The following is a 15,748-nucleotide window of genomic DNA, read 5'->3' as shown; positions in this document are numbered from 1 at the left end:
GGGTGGGCATCTTGCCCGCCCTAATTATGCAAGTTATATATGGAACAGCTTATCTGCCTTGTCATTCTTGTTTCTGACTTGATTTTTCTATTAGATCTGTGCGTTTTTTATGCCACCACTCATCATTAATTTCAATTGCTTCTCCACTTTCAATTCCTTCTATCAAAAGCTCTTCTATATGTTCTTGAGCTTTACGTTTTTGGTCTTGAGAGATTAATTCTTGAAGGTACTCACTGACTGAGCCATAGCCACCTTTGATAACTTGCTCATCAACAAAGGCTTTCATCGACTCAGGCAACGCAATATCGATGCTGGTCATAATTTTGATAGTTCAAGTGAACTGTTTTTTCTATATTATCAAGCTAATTATCTCTGTTTTCTTTCTATATTTTTGTTTGAGATGAGAGAAGAGCGATCGCACTAAAGCAAAAAAGCCGCACAACATCAAATCATCGTCTCAACTCTGAAAGATGTGTGCGTTTTTTATTTGTCAGTTTCCTAGAAAGTAAAAGTAGTACGGAGTACACCTACAGTTGTTGTGTCATTATTGCTGTTACTTTCAGGATTAAACAGCACAAATGCCCCAGGGGTAATGCTGATGTTATCACTGATCCGAAAACGGTAGTAAGCCTCCAGATGGTAAGGAACAGCTCGATTTTCACCTTCAGGAGCCAGTCTAGCTGTACCGCCAACCTCAGTACGATATAATGGTTGCCCAAAAATCAAGCCAGCGTTATTGCCTGTTTGGAATAAATCTTTAAAATGAATACCCACCATCCAACTCGTGAAAGTGGTTGAAGCGTCAACATCGCCAGACGAATCTTCCACAAAGAAAGCTGCACCATAGCCAGACAGTGCTACTTTAGGAGAAAATCGCCAAGTCACAGTTCCACCAACAGAGTTGAGTTTTACAGGTGTTCCCAGATCAACCCCCGCCAATGAACCAATATCATTACGAGCTAATCCTGTGCCCAGGATGTTGATCTCATGATAGCTGTTGGCGTAGTTTAAGCCGATATCTATCGAATTGCTTGGTCTAAAAGTTAATTGGGCTGCCACAATACTACTGCCCCCGAAAAAACCTGCTCCCAGAGGTGTATTTGAAACACCTGGTAGTACTTCGCCAGCTTCTTGGGCAATGTTGGAGTTGACATTACCATATAAAGCTCTCAAATCTAGCTGCTCGGAAATCTGAAAAATAAAACCAGCAGCAGATGCTAAACCAGAACCAGAAGTTCCCCCAGAAACACGTATTACAGGGTTTAAGCCGGCAAAGCGAGAAATTGCCTCTTGTCCTTCACCGTAAAAAGGAGTTATGGGAGGGAAAGCATCTGACACTTCCGCAGCAGTTCCCGCAAACAGCGTTAATTGCTCAGCAACGGGAAAAATATAAACCAGTTTATAAACCCCAACAGAGTTGGGACTAACACCAGATAAAGTCTTAACATCAACTCCCGGAAATTGAGGCTCAAAGCTGGTGCGGGCACTGCTAGCACTTAATAATGGTGATGCTAATCCCAAACTTTCTTGCAGACTACCACTGCCATCTACACCACCCAAGAAATTATGAGCTTGCAACCCAGTAATCAGTAAGTCTTTGCCAGTAAAACTAGTATTGAGATTTAACCGCACCCGGTTTGTCAGTATGATACCAGGGTCATCACGATCAGGAGCGCCGCCCGTAGCACCAATAGCTGAGATAATTACTTCTCCATTGAGCTTGGTAGTTGTGGAAAACTGATTTGCTTCTAACTCACTTGTGCGTGCTTCTAGAGTATCTACTCGACCTCGTAAAGTACTTAATTCCGCAGCAAATTCTTCTTGCAGTTTTTGCAATGTGGCTAAGTCTTGTTTTGTTACCAAGTCGGCAGTTGCTGTAGCAATTAACTCGTTAACTCTATCCAAACAGGCATTTAAACCAGCAGCAAACTCATAACGAGTCATTGCACGGTTGCCTCGGTAAGTACTGTTTGGATATCCAGCAATACAACCATAACGCTCAACTAGAGACTGCAACGCACTAAAAGCCCAATCTGTAGGCTGCACATCTGATAGTTGTGATACAGACGTTACCTGTTCTATTGCTTGCGAGGCTAAGACTTGGGGAAATTCAGGGTTTCCGCTTACAGTTACTCTTGATTTTGCCCTTTGTTGCTTAACTTTTACTGGAAGTGTTGGAATTGTGCTTTGAGTTGTTGAGGGAACTAATTCCTCATGACTCAAAACTATTTTGTTGTCATCTATATTTTTAGCTCTAACTTTTTCTGCCAAAAAATTATGAGACTGGGTGTGATGTTGAGCTTCTTCTATGGTAGGTATTGCTTGTACAGGTGAAACTTTAATCAATAAGCACAAGAAACTGACTCCACTAACAGAAGCTAGTAGAACTGCCTTCACGGTCACTCCTCAAACGCAATTTTGAATGTAGATGTCCAAGCTAGAATCAATTGCTCAAGTCACTGGACAATTTTTTTGAAACTATAAAAGCTTCTTTGATTATTTAAATATATTTGTGTACAACTTTTTAATTTTTTAGTTAAGAATTTTTGATGGCAATAATTATGATCAAAAATTCTTTTTTGGGAGAAAAACTACTTAAAATTTTTGGAGCAGCTTTGTAGTAATTTGTAGTTATGTAGTAGCGATCGCACCACATCAAAATCGCTCCAAGCTTCTAAACTGTGGGCTATCTTTACAATTTTTTATCAAAAATCCTGATTTTTACTGATATATCTGAGGATAGTTCCGAAAATTAGCAAATTGATGATGTAGCTTGCTCTATGTTAAAGAGCTAGTAGATGGTAAAGAGTGTGGTTGATTTTCAACGCAGAGGACGCAGAGTTAACGCAAAGGTACGCAGAGTTTGGTAAGGATAAACCATGAGGCTTGATAGTAAACTTGCGGCTGTGTTGTTTGGTGCAGCAATTGCTATTGTACAGCCGTTAGTGGTTGCGGCGTTAACAGCCTCACAAGTGAGTGCGATCGCTCAACAAATTACAGTCCGTATTGATGGTGCTAATACTGGTTCTGGGGTAATTATTGAACGTGAAGATAATAATTATACTTCTGATGGGGTTACTTCAGTCGCCTTTAGCCCAGATGATAGAACTTTAGCTAGTGGTAGTCGTGATAAGACTATCAAAATCTGGAATCTCGCCACAGGGCAAGAAATTACCACCCTCAATGGTCATTCTAATTGGGTTACTTCAGTCGCGTTTAGTCCAGATGGCAGAACTTTAGCTAGTGGTAGTGATGACGCGACTATCAAAATTTGGCGGCTATCTGAGTAACTATTTTCTGACCAATGACAAATGACAACCACCAGTAAATGTGCAATTTAGAAGCGTAACAGCTTATTCTGAGTGTAATTCATCTCACATACACTTAGCAAAACAAGCGATCGCACCACATCAAATCATCGCTCCAAGCTTCTAAACTGTAGCTATCTTTACAATTTTTTATTAAAAATCCTGATTTTTACTGGTATACCTGAATAAAATCCCAAAAATTGGCGAATTCGTATCGTAGCTTGCTCTATTCATGTCAGGTTGAAGGGAAAATATTTTTTTGTCAGTACTTAAGTAGTATGCAATTAAAGTTATTTTATCGCATCTCACCAAGAGTGGTAACGGCTTCTGTAATGTCAGCTTTAGCTTTGGTGGTTGCCACTACTATCGATAATCAGCCGAGTTATGCTGTGAAGACCTTGTTTTTCTGCACACAAGAACGCGGTGTGCCAGTTACTAAGATACGTACTTCACGGGGAAATGAGACTTTCATCCGTTGGGCAGTTCAAGATTTTAAAAAGTATCCACCTGCAAAGCGCTGTCAGATTATTTCTGCTAGGCTTCAACGCTATTACGAGCAAGGTTGGTTTTTTATTACGAGTAGAGATAACTTTAACAATTATCCAGTTTTATGCATTGCCTATCGCAAAGGCGTGCCTTGTGAATCAGCTAATCTACTATTAACTTTCAAACCCGGAACTGATACAAGAAAAGTTTTGCAGCAGATGCTTAATTATCGCCGTTTTCCTGTAGGTGAGCCGATTGATTTAAGTGAATGTCAAGTGTTTAGCTATGATCAAGAAGGTAATTTGTATCTTGATGTTAAGCAGTTTGTAGATAGTAATGAGTGTAGGTAATTTTTAACCAACTGTCACAATTTCTAAAAACCTGTATTAATGGTTTCCATATCCTGAGCTAAATCTGCTTTATTATAATGACGTTCTATTTTATTTTGTCCCAATAGTTGTTGAAATTTCCATGCAGATAAGTTAGCTAAGTGACGCGTTTGGGCAAAAGTAAAAATATTCTGTGCATATAACTGTATTATCAAAGGATGAGCGATCGCATTTTTGCAGAGATAGTTAATAGATAACAACAATGCGATCGCTTTCACATAAGCAATTTCGCCATGAAGTAAAATCAAGAAATAACAGCAAAAACAGGAGCAAGAGTATGCAAGCCATACTTTTAAGCCGCGAAGAAGTTGCACGACGCGCTAGAGAAATATATGAAAACAGTATTCGTCAACAAGTGGAAACGGCAGAAAACACCAGTAAGATGGTGATTATCGATACAGAAACAGGCGAATACGCAGTTGATAAAATAGGTATAGAATCGGCGCGATATTTACGTAATAAACGCCCATTTGCTCGATTATATGGTATCCGCATTGGTTACAAAGTTGCTGTTTCCTTCTGTGGTTTTCTGGAGCGTGATTCATAAAAAAACCGACTGGTTGTATCGCTCTACCAGTCGGTGACTAGCTTGTTTAGGAGGAGTAAGCAAAACTGGGAATTTTACAAAACTTTGCCTTATAATTGCAGAGATGAAGACTAGGTTTAATAATTGCCTATTTAACAGCCTTAATCTTAAGCTTGTATCGCTTTAGACAAGTTATGTTTAATTTACACTTGTTTTGCTTAACTTTGGTAGATGCGATAAACGTATTATTTGTAATTGTATGGGTTGGTGCAGAACCCAGATTGCTTATAAGTATACCTTTAGAGTCAAAATAATCAAGGTATTTGTCCCACTTCTTAAACTGGCTGAAAACTTCTATGACTTCTCACGAAAGTGATGCAAAGGAAACGCCTACGACGTCAAAAACATGGCGCAATTGGCAAGAAAATTTAACTTTGGTGGCGATCGCTTTATGTTTGGCACTCCTAATTAGGACTGTGATTGCAGAACCTCGCTACATTCCTTCAGATTCGATGGTACCTACGTTATATACAGGCGATCGCTTGGTGGTTGAAAAAATCTCCTATCGTTTTCACCCACCGACAACCGGGGATATTATTGTCTTTCAGCCACCCGCAGAATTACAACGAAAGGGATACCCTAAAGACCAAGCTTTCATTAAACGGGTAATTGGTGTACCAGGGGAGGTAATTAACGTTGCTCATGGCACAGTTTACCTCAACGGTCAACCCTTAAAGGAAGAATATATCGCTGAACCACCAAAGCAGCCATTTCTACCCGTGAAAGTTCCAGAAGATGAATTTTTTGTGATGGGAGATAACCGCAACAATAGTAATGACTCTCGTTACTGGGGTTTTTTACCTAGAAAAAATATTATTGGTCGAGCCACATTTCGCTTTTGGCCTCTCGACCGGATTGGCTTGATTTAGCTTAAACAGCCATGTTGCCCTACAGTGTGCTGACTGTTTTGCATAATTCCCATACCAATCCTTTAGGTCGTGATTGTATGAGGTGCATTCCAATTTTTTCTAGCACCCGCTTTGAAGCTATATTATTTGGATTGCATCCAGCAGTTATTCTTTGCATACCTGGTTGACAAAGTACCCAATCTATCATTGCTTTTGTAGCTTCAGATGCATACCCTTGCCGTCTATATGATGGAACTATGTAATAGCCAATTTCTACTGCATCTGTAGGTTCTCCTGTGGCATCTGGAATAATTTTGACCATCACGTGACCAATAAGCGTTTTTTCTGTTTTATGAATAATTAAACTTCCCCATCCCCATTCGCTTTGTAATGGGTAATTACACAGAATATCTGCAATTTCTGGCAAATTTTGAAGAAACTCTTCTTCATGCCAGTTAGGCAAAACTGTAACTCCCAGAAATTTTGCTAATTCAGCATTTCCAATGATTGCTGTTTTGACAATTTCCAATGTCAAGGGTACTAAATATAATCGTGCAGTAACAAGATTTTTCATATTATTCTTTTACCCATTTCAATACATTTGGATCTTTATCATAGTGGTAGGTCACACCATCTTTAGTAGTGATGGATTTTCCTTGACTTCCCCTGCTTCTAATAGTGGCAATAGAATAATCTGTTAATGTGTTAATTTGTTTATGAGACAATCCTTGAGTTGTGTCTATCTCTATTAATATTTCTGGTTTGATTGGCAGTCCATTGTGAGAAGAGATATCTATTGTGGTTTTAACTTTTTCAGGTGAAGCGATGATAATTGCTTTTTGCTGGCGATAATCTTCTACAGAAACAAGTTGCCAATTAGAATCTTCTGAAAGTTCTAAAACCCATTGATGATAATTAAATAGACTCTCCCTATGTCCAACACTGATAAAAGTTGTTTTCGTTTCTTGTAATTGTTGATATAAATTCTTTTCATTAGTTAAATCTAAAGCACTAGTTGCTTCATCTAAAATCGCGAAGCTAGGGTGAGTAATTAATATTCGTGCGAAAGCCAAACGTTGTTGTTCTCCCAAAGATAATATATTTTCCCAAGGAACTTCTGCGTCAAAGCCATTCACACGGGTAAGCAAGTTTTGCAGATTAACTTGTTGTAAAACTTCTTCGAGTTCGCGATCGCTTATTTCCCGATCTGTATGAGGATAGAGTAACTGTTCGCGCAAAGTCCCCAAAATTATATAAGGACGTTGGGGTAAAAATAAGAGTTCATCTAGCGGGGGCCTCACTAGTTTACCAGTTCCAGCGTTCCACAAACCGGCGATCGCTCTCAACAAAGAACTTTTACCCCGACCACTTGGCCCTACAATTAACAACCCTTCTCCTAGTTGAACAGACAGTGACAAGTCTTCAACAATCACCTGCTCATAGTTTGGTGTTTGTAGGGTGACATCCTCAAAAGCTAAATGCTTTTCTTCTATGACTTTAATAGTATTTACATTTTCTGGTTGTTTACTAACAGCTTGTAGCGCATCGGAAAACTCAGCTAAACGCTGTACATAACTAGAAAATCGTCCTGAAAAGCCAAATTCAGATATTAAGGTTCCCAGAGCATTAGAAAACACAAAGCAAATAAAACTAATTTGGCTAATTTCTCCATAATCAATTTTATCTTGAATAAATAAAGGTGTAAGGATAAACATCGAAAATACACCGATCGCAGACTGATATGCTCTCCCAAAAGCATCTTGTCCTCTTTCCCAATTCAGCTTGCGTTCAGCAATTTTGAGAACATTATCAAATCGGCGTTGAATTATATTTAATTCTTCTGCTTCTCCCTGAAAAAAAGCAATCGATTCTGCATGATTGCGAACATGAGTCAGGCAATAAGCGAAATCTGCTTTAAACTCAAGTTCTTCTTGATTAATTTTATTTAATTCTTGATTTAAGTAAACAGCTACTAAATTACCTATAATTGTATAAATAACCAAATAAATTGCAATTTGTGAAGAAATTGACCAGATAATTATTATAGAACTTGCCATTTCCAGAATTTTTTCTAGAAAAGTAGCTGAAAACATCAAAGCATTGCTAGCAATAGGCTCTAACTCTTGAGCTATGCGTTGATCTGGATTATTTATATCAGATTTAAAATTGATTTTATAATAAGCTTGATTGCTAAAATATTTTTTTAAAATATGGTTATTTAGCCATTTGTACCAATCAATAACTATCTTTTTTCTGACATATCTTAAAGAAGTTACCAAGAGGACTACCGCTACAACAATGAGAGAGGATAGCCATAAAGTACTATTATATTTATCAAGGTCTCTTTCTTCAATAATAATATCGAGTACATAACGATTCCAGTAGCTATTTGCAGCATTTACACTTATAAGTCCGACTATTAATAATACTAAGAGAATGAGCATTCCCCATGAGCGAATCACGTCTAAAAATGCTCTCCCCCCTGCCTCTGTTGGATACCAATAAGGGCCTGCAACTACTTTAACATCCCCCCAAAATCGAGTAATGGCTGAAAAAGGATTCGTTGTGGTTTGATCACGAGCAACTTGAGTTTGCATACTCTAAAAATAAAAGCTTGAACTATGACCTTTGAGGATTTAAACTTTTGAAATCATACTCAGAAGCCATTTTTTACCCTACTGCAATTTGTGCGTTCTTGCAATTATTCCTCCTCAACAATTTCAATTATTGAAGAGTCTAAGCGCATTCCATATGATGTTTTATCGCTATTTTTGGGTAAGTAGAATTTCTGCGATCGCCTGCGAAATAGGATAGTGTGGTGAATATACTTCCATCCAGAAAAACTCACCAACCGGGTTAACCTCAAGGAATACGTGTTTGCCATCGGGGGTGACGAGAATATCAATCGCCCCATAATTTAAGCCAAAATAAGCCATTAGTTTAAGGAGTTTTTTCTCGATATCTTCTGGCAAATCGTAGGGTTGCCAACTCTCAACTAAGGCTTTGCCCTCTTTGCGCCAGTCGTAAGTAGATCCTTCTAAGCTTTGGGAGTCTACAGCAGCAGTAAATACACGATGTCCGACAATAGTTGTGCGTAACTCTAGCGCCTTTGGTACGTTTTCTTGAAACGTCATCGGACAAAAACGCAGTCCATCCATATTTTCCAGATCATCATCTGTAACTGGAGTCGTAAACACAACGTTTTCTCGTCCCTGCTGATCATAGATAGCAAAGGAAGAAAGCATCTTGGTAATGATACCTTGCTGACATTCTTGGGCAAATTGCTTAACTGCTTCAGGATTGTTGGAGGTTAGGGTACGCGGAGTCAAAAGCCCAATTTCTCGTGCAACTTGCAGTTGTAGTTGCTTATTATTAGCCCGATCCACATTAGACATTTTATCAAAGTGGAATCCTTGAAGGCTGGCAATCATACCCCTAACAGTGGCACGACATTCATTAATTGACGCATCTCTAAATTGCTTGTCCATTGAGTCGGGGATTTTTTGCCCGTAGCGCATCCGCCGATACCAAACTGAGGACACCTCACTCAAATCAAGCTTTTGTTCGCCATCAGTAATAATTACCCGCTCAGAATCACCATAGTAAATATCTAACTTCACTTCGGTGGGATATCTGTCTGTATCAAACCGAAATGCTTTTTCTCCCCTAGCTGCAATTTCTTTGATTACTAGAGGAATGCTTTCGTTGTCTTGGCTAAAAGTAACTATTAATACTGTCATAGAAAATTTTTCACTGAAGTACTTAATTTTTATGAAAAGTTCGTAGCAATAAATTTTGTAGGTTGGGTTGTAGCCAGATTTCGCAGGGTACGGAGTGAAACCCAACATGGTTCTCGGTGTTGGGTTTCGTTCCTCAACAACTACAACTGCTTTTTAGGAAATCAGAGCATCGGCGATCGCGTTTGCAATGGGCAAGTCTAAATCTTTCTCCAACATTCCCCACTCTCCTACTGGGTTATTTTCCAAAAAGACATATTCACCTGATGGAGTAAGGATAAAATCTAACGAGCCAAACGTCAGCCCAAATTTTCCCATAAAAGTTTGAAGGCGACGCACAATTTCATTAGGAAGCTCATGATGTTGCCATGCACCAACCTCAACACCAGGTTTACGCCAATCAGCTTTAGCTGCTGCATACGCATCAGCATTTAGCGCCCCCACAAATACATTGCCATTCACATACACCACCCGTAATTCCTGCTGCTTAGAAATTTGCTCTTGAAAAACCATTGGGCAATAGCGCAGTGACTCAGCATCTTGTAAGTCTTCCTCTTTAACGCTGCTGGTGTACAGAAAGAACGAAGAATTAGCTTGCATACTGCGGGAAAGAGTAGTTAATAGCTTGCTCACCATTTTGCCGTTTACTTGGTGAAAAAACTCTCGTGCTGCTTCTGCTTTATTGGTGACAAGAGTCTGGGGAATGGTAAAACCTACCTCAGAAGCAATTCGCAATTGACGCAGCTTGTTACTTGCATAGTTTATCCGCTCTAAATCATCTATCCAAGTAGCTCCCTTGAGGCTGTCCCAAAAACCATCTAAAGTTGCTTTTGATTCTCTAATACAAGCTTCTCGGTACTGTGGAGCTAATTCCTTACCTAATTGTGGTTCCCAAATGCGCCGCGACCACACAGCTTGTACCTGCTCTGTGCTGACAGAGTGGTTGCCATATTCTATAGTGTGATAGCTTTTGGATTTGTCAAAGTGTGCTGTTAATTGTACTTCTAAAGGAAACTTATCAGTATCGAGACGGAATGGTTGCACCCCTTTTTTTGACAAAGCTTCTGCCACTCTATCTATTGTGAAGAAATCACCACTGTGGGTAATTAATAAAATAACGTCACGCGATAGGCTCATAAAATATTTTCTTGTTTTAATTTTTCGGAGGTAGATGTTGGGAACTACCTGAAAAAGTTGCTCTCCAGATAGATCCCCGACTTCTTGAAGAAGTCGGGGATCTAAAGTCGCCACAACATCATGAATAATTAAGCTCGACTGCTATTCTTTTAGTTCAGACGAAGCTCACTATATTTAGCGGTCTTCCCAATCTGAAGGCCATTTTAAAGTCCAGATTGGGGGAGGGGGAGGAGTATCGGTTGGCGGCTGTGGAGGTTGTTCTGCCGCCAGGAAGCGGGCAAAGAATGGTAATGCTTGGATATCCAATGCTTTTAATACGTTAGTAGACATGGGCTTTTCTCTATCGGTTGTTAGCATTAAGTAGTTTTCAATTATCAAGTAACTGAAAACTACTTCTTGAATTCAGATAACGCTAACTGGGTTTAGTAGTCTTCCCAATCGGAAGGGTACTTTCTTGTCTGAGATGGGAGATTATCTGACTGTGCAGCTTGTTCTTCCAAGAAACGAGCAAAGAATGGTACTGCTTGGATATCTGATTCTTTAACTACGTTGGTAGACATGGTACTATTCCTTGATATTGGTTGTTACTCACGAGTAGCTTGAAGTTATTTGATAACTGCTACTTCTTAAATTCAGATGACGCTAACTGGGTTTAATACTCTTCCCAATCGGAAGGGTACTTTAGTGTATTAACACCCCAATCGGAAGGTAAATCTGACTGTGCAGCTTGTTCTCCCAAGAAACGAGCGAAGAATGGTACTGCTTGGATATCTGATTCTTTAACTACGTTGGTAGACATTGCTCTTTCTCCTCATGAGAAATTGTTTTAGCAATTCAACATATATCAGCAATTTAATATACGTACAAGGACAGTTAAGACACTTAAGAAATTAATTAAAAGACAGTTAAGACAGTTAAGACAATTAAGACAATTAAGATGCTGTTTCTCAAGAAATGTAAAGATTAGTAATGTAGTGGTTATATTTTTGAAAACATAATTTGTATGATGTTAATATACCTAACGTTTATACATAAATATTCATAAAAATTTATAAATAATATTTCATCTTGTGAACTATAACTTTCCATTTTTTTAATACTCTGAATAGAGAATAATCAAAATTAAATATAGAGAGTTGAGAGCAGAGAATTTGGTTGAAATGCTTGATTATTTGTTACTTATTATGGTATTATCTGCAAAAAAATTAGTAAATTCTGAGGTGTGAATAACACTAGTTATTAGTTATAGTTCCCCAACAAGACGTAAGGTAGGAAACCCTCGGATTTCGCACTCTTGTTTTCAAACCGAAGCTTTCTGTTTATCCAACAAATTTGATATTTGTGAGAAATGCGGCGATCGCTTGTTAGCGAAATCATACCAAAATAATAGATTGCACGAATACAAGAACTACCCTCACCCAATACTTACAAAACTTAATTACGAATTACGTTAGCGTTAGCGAAGCGGTAGCGAGTCCTCGAGCGTCAGCGGTAGCGATAGCGTAGCGTTAGCGAGTCATCGAGCGTCGGTACGAGCGTCATTACGAATTACGAATTACGAATTATTTAACTGGTGATAATTCAGCAGACTGAACACCTTGTAATTGGTAGCTCTCGAAAGTAACTTTTTGCTCGCAATTCTCCATTTGGGGTGAACTTGTTGGCCTATAGGTAGCTAGTTCATAATAGAGCCGATTACTTTGTCGCCGACATTTTGTACTGAGTAACTTATCTCCCACTCTAAACTGACTGTAGAGTGTGTCTCCAACACGCCACTCATCAATTAAAGTTCCATCCTTTTCATCAATTACAAAGTGACCAGCACCCTGATCCTTAGCAACTAATTCATAATTACGTACTATTTTGTTCTCTCCTTCTCCGTAAGTTATTTGCCAAGTATAGCGCACGGGATTATTAGAAATTGGCTGAATTCGCAGTGTCATTGGTACAGTTCTCGACTGCCCTTTCACAGAGCGATCAAGCATTCTACCGCTCCATGTACCTTGCCAATTTTGCGGAAAAGAATTACTCGATAATGTCACACCTTGCACAATTTTTATCATTACCAATATCAAAAGAGATACCAGTATCCCAACTAGGAGGCTTCGCTTCAGTATTGGAAAAAACTGTTCTATATTACTAAACATAATGTTATTAGACTCAGGATAAGAAGAAAAAATGATTTCTCAACCTTTGTAGAAATGTAGTAATGCTACGTTTCGACACTAAAATTCATCCCATCAATCAGCAACGCCTCTTTTTTCGATTAATCCCTCACCATTTACTCTAGTACAACTTAATTTTGAACCCTGATAAATATGCTGCAAATCATCACCAAAAACCGAAATAAAACCTTATTAAGTGATTGACTATACGTAAAAAATTGTAGGATGACTCATTTTGATGACAACACTTAAGCATTGTCATCATACTGATATCTTGCACCAGTCCCAAAAACCGCCATAGGTTAGAAACCTATGGCTAATAGCAAAAGTCCTCTCAAGAGGACTAAATCTCACAAAAAGCATAGATTTTAGTCCACTTAAGTGGACTTGACCTAATAAGAGCGAGAATTTATTCTCTGGCGGGAGATTGGGCAGGTGCAAGATCTAAGCATAGGCACTTTGTATTAAGGTATATAGAAATTTTCTACAAAACATCTAGATTTAGACTGAATTGTCCTCAAAAAACCTGATTACTGTGATGCAGATATTACAGCTCATTGAGATCAATCAAGTCAAATCAAAGAAATTCGGCGTTGCTGATGATGGGGTAAATTTTGGTGTGATTGACTGGTCATCCTTAAATTTGTAACAGGTTAGCGATCGCTTGCGGTAAGGGCAATACAATTACAACCAACAAGACCATTGCCAGCAACCCTAAAATGTCACGCCTATTATCCAATTCAGTGACATCATTAAGTGCAGGTTCATCAATTAACGGTATGAATAACAAAATAATTGCCCACACCAAAAACTCATCTTGAACTAAAGCAAGCAGTAGCAACAACAACCGAGAAATCTGACCAATTGCCATTGCAGTTCGTTGTCCAAACATCGCATGGATGATGTGACCTCCATCTAATTGTCCTACTGGCATTAAATTTAATGCTGTCACAATTAGTCCTAAAAAACCGGCTACAGCGATTGGATGCAAGTCAATCGCAGATTTTGCAGTTAATTGACTACCCAAAGCTAATTTAGCTAACAAAGCTAGTAAAATAGAATACTTGGGATTGAGAGCATCAGGATTCAACAAACCTGTTTTTTCCGTCAAAGGCACAATTTCGGAATGAGCCAAACCCCAAATGAGTAACGGCAAAGTTGCGATAAATCCTGCAATTGGCCCAGCAATACTCACGTCAAACAAAGCCTTTCGGTTAGGAATCGGACTACGCATTTGAATAAATGCACCGAAAGTTCCCAAGAAAAAAGGCATGGGAATAAAGTAAGGCAACGTCGAACGAATTTTGTAGAATCTCGCTGTCAAATAGTGACCAAGTTCATGAATACCCAAAATAGTCATTAATCCCAGAGCGTAGGGCAAACCCTTGAGCAACACACCAGGATTTGATTCTAATGTTGTTGGGTCAACGCCAGCAATTTTTGCTCCCACCAAAGTAGTTGTTACCAACGTAGCGGCTAAAAGCAGAAGTGCCAATCCTGGACGAGTTAAGCCTTCGCTATTGCGTCGTCCACTCACCCCTTTGGCAGCTTGAGTATTAGGAACCAGTACAAAGAAGGGTTTACCATTAAAACCTTCTTGAAAGATAATCAAGAAGCGATCGCCAAATTGGGCTTCGATATTTTCCTTAACTTGTTGGTAGGCGTTGCTGGGTGAAGTTCGCAACTGACCCCGACAGACAACAGCTTGCGGTCGATACTCGATATTTTGCACATAGTACACAGACCAAGGAAAGCAATTTCGTAACTGAGTCTCTTCTGTTGGTTCGATAGGGCGCACTGACACTGGTTCTGCGGTAGGATGAATGGCCTGGAGTTCCGAAGTTTGGGGTTCTGTCTGTGTATTTGTTGGCGTATTTGTTGGTGTTCGACGCCCCCACTGAAACAACAGCCAGTATAGCAAAAGACAGATAACTGATGACCAAATAATCAGCGATGGCGGCGGAGGTTGTTTAACCCCATACTTCAGCGTCCATCCACTCAATAGAAATGCTGGTGTCATCAACACCAACCATAACAACCACACCGGCGTTCGGGTGATCTGAGCGACGCTGCGCTGCACCATTAGATAAGTTGCTAGCCCAAGTAAGAGGAGAAACCAAAATGCCATGTTACTTTCACTAAATTTTGACACAATGCCCTCCCTGTAGAACTAGTGCCACAGCACTATCTACAAGGCAGACTTTAAACCCCAATTTTTGCAACAACGGTTAACAGTGCCGAAAACTCTCAAGTTTCTATAATTGAGTATTTCTACACTCACCTATTGTTTACAACTCCTCAGTTTCGGTTTTTTTCATGTGCCCCTTACCTCAACAGCCGAGTTATACAACCAAGCCACCACGCGCTGTGCTAGACAGCATTTTTTCTTTTCCACCTAATCGGGACATCTTAGGGGGAACCTCTTATTTTATTGTAAGAAATGAAGGGAATATCCTCATAGATTGCCCGGCTTTAGACCAAACAAATCAAGATTTTTTGCGATCGCAAGGAGGCGTCCGTTGGTTATTCCTCACCCATCGAGGCGCTATTGGCAAAACTGTAGAAATTCAAAAAATTTTTGAGAGCGAAGTTTTAATTCAAGAACAAGAAGCTTACTTGTTACCAAACCTCACCGTAACCAGCTTTACTCAAGAATTCAGCCTTAATTCCACAGCACAAGCGATTTGGACACCAGGACATTCCCCCGGCTCATCTTGCCTTTACTATAGCGACCTGGGAGGCGTTTTATTTTCTGGCCGCCATCTCATCCCCAACCAACAAGGCGAACCCGTGCCACTAAGAACAGCAAAAACCTTTCATTGGCCAAGACAAATTCACAGTCTCCAGTCCTTGCGAGAACGTTTTACACCAGAAACTCTCCAATATATTTGCCCAGGTGCTAACACAGGTTTTCTCAGAGGTAAACGTGTCATAGACCAAGCTTATCAACGTTTAACCAACCTGGATTTACAAGCTTTGCTACAGATGCAGCCCCTACTTTAAGGGAACACCAAAAAACATAATTAATTACAAAAACAGGGAGTAGGGAGTAGGGAGTAGGGAGTAGGGAGTAGGGAGTAGGGAGTAGGGAG

Annotated in this window: 16 protein-coding genes and 1 pseudogene; 5 read left to right on the top strand and 12 right to left on the bottom strand. The window is 39.5% G+C overall.

What is annotated here, in order from left to right; genetic code table 11:
* Nucleotides 1-61: 61 nt before the first annotated feature.
* On the bottom strand, nucleotides 62-319 hold the full coding sequence (locus tag AC5JMF_RS21760) for a type II toxin-antitoxin system ParD family antitoxin (RefSeq protein ID WP_495797794.1): 258 nt from the start codon (nucleotides 317-319) through the stop codon (nucleotides 62-64).
* A gap of 179 nt (nucleotides 320-498) precedes the next feature.
* Nucleotides 499-2,397, bottom strand: a complete 1,899-nt coding sequence (locus AC5JMF_RS21755; RefSeq protein ID WP_495797793.1) for an iron uptake porin — start codon at nucleotides 2,395-2,397, stop codon at nucleotides 499-501.
* 668 nt (nucleotides 2,398-3,065) lie between these two features.
* Here AC5JMF_RS21755 and AC5JMF_RS21750 point away from each other — a divergent pair.
* Nucleotides 3,066-3,290, top strand: a pseudogene (locus tag AC5JMF_RS21750) (WD40 repeat domain-containing protein); the annotation flags it as partial.
* A gap of 296 nt (nucleotides 3,291-3,586) precedes the next feature.
* The gene (locus tag AC5JMF_RS21745) at nucleotides 3,587-4,144 is read left to right on the top strand and encodes a COP23 domain-containing protein (protein WP_495797792.1); all 558 of its coding nucleotides are present in this window, start codon (nucleotides 3,587-3,589) and stop codon (nucleotides 4,142-4,144) included.
* Nucleotides 4,145-4,167: 23 nt separating this feature from the next.
* Here the strand turns inward: AC5JMF_RS21745 and AC5JMF_RS21740 are convergent, their stop codons facing one another.
* On the bottom strand, nucleotides 4,168-4,431 hold the full coding sequence (locus tag AC5JMF_RS21740) for a UPF0175 family protein (protein WP_495797791.1): 264 nt from the start codon (nucleotides 4,429-4,431) through the stop codon (nucleotides 4,168-4,170).
* A 29-nt stretch (nucleotides 4,432-4,460) separates the two neighbouring features.
* Between AC5JMF_RS21740 and AC5JMF_RS21735 the strand changes: the two genes are divergently transcribed.
* Together AC5JMF_RS21735 and lepB are read left to right on the top strand one after the other, a co-directional pair.
* A complete protein-coding gene (locus AC5JMF_RS21735) occupies nucleotides 4,461-4,730 on the top strand; it encodes a hypothetical protein (protein WP_495797790.1) in 270 nt (89 codons plus the stop codon).
* 335 nt (nucleotides 4,731-5,065) lie between these two features.
* Nucleotides 5,066-5,638 carry a signal peptidase I gene (gene lepB / locus AC5JMF_RS21730; RefSeq protein WP_495797789.1) on the top strand — a complete coding sequence of 191 codons (573 nt, stop codon included), beginning with the start codon at nucleotides 5,066-5,068 and terminating at the stop codon, nucleotides 5,636-5,638.
* Nucleotides 5,639-5,657: 19 nt separating this feature from the next.
* Here the strand turns inward: lepB and AC5JMF_RS21725 are convergent, their stop codons facing one another.
* From AC5JMF_RS21725 to AC5JMF_RS21685, 9 genes are all read right to left on the bottom strand, one after another.
* Entirely contained in the window at nucleotides 5,658-6,191 is a 534-nt protein-coding gene (locus tag AC5JMF_RS21725) for a GNAT family N-acetyltransferase (protein WP_495797788.1), read from the bottom strand.
* A 1-nt stretch (nucleotide 6,192) separates the two neighbouring features.
* Entirely contained in the window at nucleotides 6,193-8,214 is a 2,022-nt protein-coding gene (locus tag AC5JMF_RS21720; RefSeq protein ID WP_495797787.1) for an ABC transporter ATP-binding protein/permease, read from the bottom strand.
* 168 nt (nucleotides 8,215-8,382) lie between these two features.
* Nucleotides 8,383-9,357 (bottom strand): MvdD family ATP-grasp ribosomal peptide maturase, encoded by a 975-nt coding sequence (locus AC5JMF_RS21715; RefSeq protein ID WP_495797786.1) that lies wholly within the window; start codon nucleotides 9,355-9,357, stop codon nucleotides 8,383-8,385.
* Between the two features lie 153 nt (nucleotides 9,358-9,510).
* Nucleotides 9,511-10,491, bottom strand: coding sequence for an MvdC family ATP-grasp ribosomal peptide maturase (locus AC5JMF_RS21710; RefSeq protein WP_495797785.1), 981 nt, complete (start codon nucleotides 10,489-10,491; stop codon nucleotides 9,511-9,513).
* Between the two features lie 174 nt (nucleotides 10,492-10,665).
* Nucleotides 10,666-10,821, bottom strand: a complete 156-nt coding sequence (locus AC5JMF_RS21705; RefSeq protein ID WP_495797784.1) for a microviridin/marinostatin family tricyclic proteinase inhibitor — start codon at nucleotides 10,819-10,821, stop codon at nucleotides 10,666-10,668.
* A gap of 92 nt (nucleotides 10,822-10,913) precedes the next feature.
* Nucleotides 10,914-11,051: a microviridin/marinostatin family tricyclic proteinase inhibitor gene (locus AC5JMF_RS21700; RefSeq protein WP_495797783.1), complete on the bottom strand. Its 138-nt coding sequence runs from the start codon at nucleotides 11,049-11,051 to the stop codon at nucleotides 10,914-10,916.
* 92 nt (nucleotides 11,052-11,143) lie between these two features.
* Nucleotides 11,144-11,290, bottom strand: coding sequence for a microviridin/marinostatin family tricyclic proteinase inhibitor (locus AC5JMF_RS21695; protein ID WP_495797782.1), 147 nt, complete (start codon nucleotides 11,288-11,290; stop codon nucleotides 11,144-11,146).
* Between the two features lie 763 nt (nucleotides 11,291-12,053).
* Nucleotides 12,054-12,554: a hypothetical protein gene (locus tag AC5JMF_RS21690; protein ID WP_495797781.1), complete on the bottom strand. Its 501-nt coding sequence runs from the start codon at nucleotides 12,552-12,554 to the stop codon at nucleotides 12,054-12,056.
* Between the two features lie 739 nt (nucleotides 12,555-13,293).
* Entirely contained in the window at nucleotides 13,294-14,784 is a 1,491-nt protein-coding gene (locus AC5JMF_RS21685) for a site-2 protease family protein (protein ID WP_495797795.1), read from the bottom strand.
* Between the two features lie 188 nt (nucleotides 14,785-14,972).
* Here AC5JMF_RS21685 and AC5JMF_RS21680 point away from each other — a divergent pair, with 188 nt between their 5' ends.
* Complete coding sequence (locus tag AC5JMF_RS21680; protein ID WP_495797780.1) at nucleotides 14,973-15,659, top strand: MBL fold metallo-hydrolase; 687 nt, start codon at nucleotides 14,973-14,975, stop codon at nucleotides 15,657-15,659.
* Nucleotides 15,660-15,748 lie beyond the last annotated feature (89 nt).

It is taken from the genome of Desmonostoc vinosum (assembly GCF_059505385.1).
The sequence above is the reverse complement of the archived record's forward strand: the minus strand, read 5'-3'. Positions and strand labels throughout refer to the sequence as shown.

What these genes read in the sequence shown, in the direction of transcription:
- AC5JMF_RS21680 (WP_495797780.1), top strand. Translation starts at nt 14,973, where the DNA reads ATGTGCCCCTTACCTCAACAGCCGAGTTATACAACCAAGCCACCACGC.
- AC5JMF_RS21710 (WP_495797785.1), bottom strand. Translation starts at nt 10,491, where the DNA reads ATGAGCCTATCGCGTGACGTTATTTTATTAATTACCCACAGTGGTGAT.
- AC5JMF_RS21685 (WP_495797795.1), bottom strand. Translation starts at nt 14,784, where the DNA reads ATGGCATTTTGGTTTCTCCTCTTACTTGGGCTAGCAACTTATCTAATG.
- AC5JMF_RS21715 (WP_495797786.1), bottom strand. Translation starts at nt 9,357, where the DNA reads ATGACAGTATTAATAGTTACTTTTAGCCAAGACAACGAAAGCATTCCT.
- AC5JMF_RS21695 (WP_495797782.1), bottom strand. Translation starts at nt 11,290, where the DNA reads ATGTCTACCAACGTAGTTAAAGAATCAGATATCCAAGCAGTACCATTC.
- AC5JMF_RS21745 (WP_495797792.1), top strand. Translation starts at nt 3,587, where the DNA reads ATGCAATTAAAGTTATTTTATCGCATCTCACCAAGAGTGGTAACGGCT.
- AC5JMF_RS21690 (WP_495797781.1), bottom strand. Translation starts at nt 12,554, where the DNA reads ATGATAAAAATTGTGCAAGGTGTGACATTATCGAGTAATTCTTTTCCG.
- AC5JMF_RS21725 (WP_495797788.1), bottom strand. Translation starts at nt 6,191, where the DNA reads ATGAAAAATCTTGTTACTGCACGATTATATTTAGTACCCTTGACATTG.
- lepB (WP_495797789.1), top strand. Translation starts at nt 5,066, where the DNA reads ATGACTTCTCACGAAAGTGATGCAAAGGAAACGCCTACGACGTCAAAA.
- AC5JMF_RS21720 (WP_495797787.1), bottom strand. Translation starts at nt 8,214, where the DNA reads ATGCAAACTCAAGTTGCTCGTGATCAAACCACAACGAATCCTTTTTCA.
- AC5JMF_RS21760 (WP_495797794.1), bottom strand. Translation starts at nt 319, where the DNA reads ATGACCAGCATCGATATTGCGTTGCCTGAGTCGATGAAAGCCTTTGTT.
- AC5JMF_RS21735 (WP_495797790.1), top strand. Translation starts at nt 4,461, where the DNA reads ATGCAAGCCATACTTTTAAGCCGCGAAGAAGTTGCACGACGCGCTAGA.
- AC5JMF_RS21700 (WP_495797783.1), bottom strand. Translation starts at nt 11,051, where the DNA reads ATGTCTACCAACGTAGTTAAAGAATCAGATATCCAAGCAGTACCATTC.
- AC5JMF_RS21705 (WP_495797784.1), bottom strand. Translation starts at nt 10,821, where the DNA reads ATGTCTACTAACGTATTAAAAGCATTGGATATCCAAGCATTACCATTC.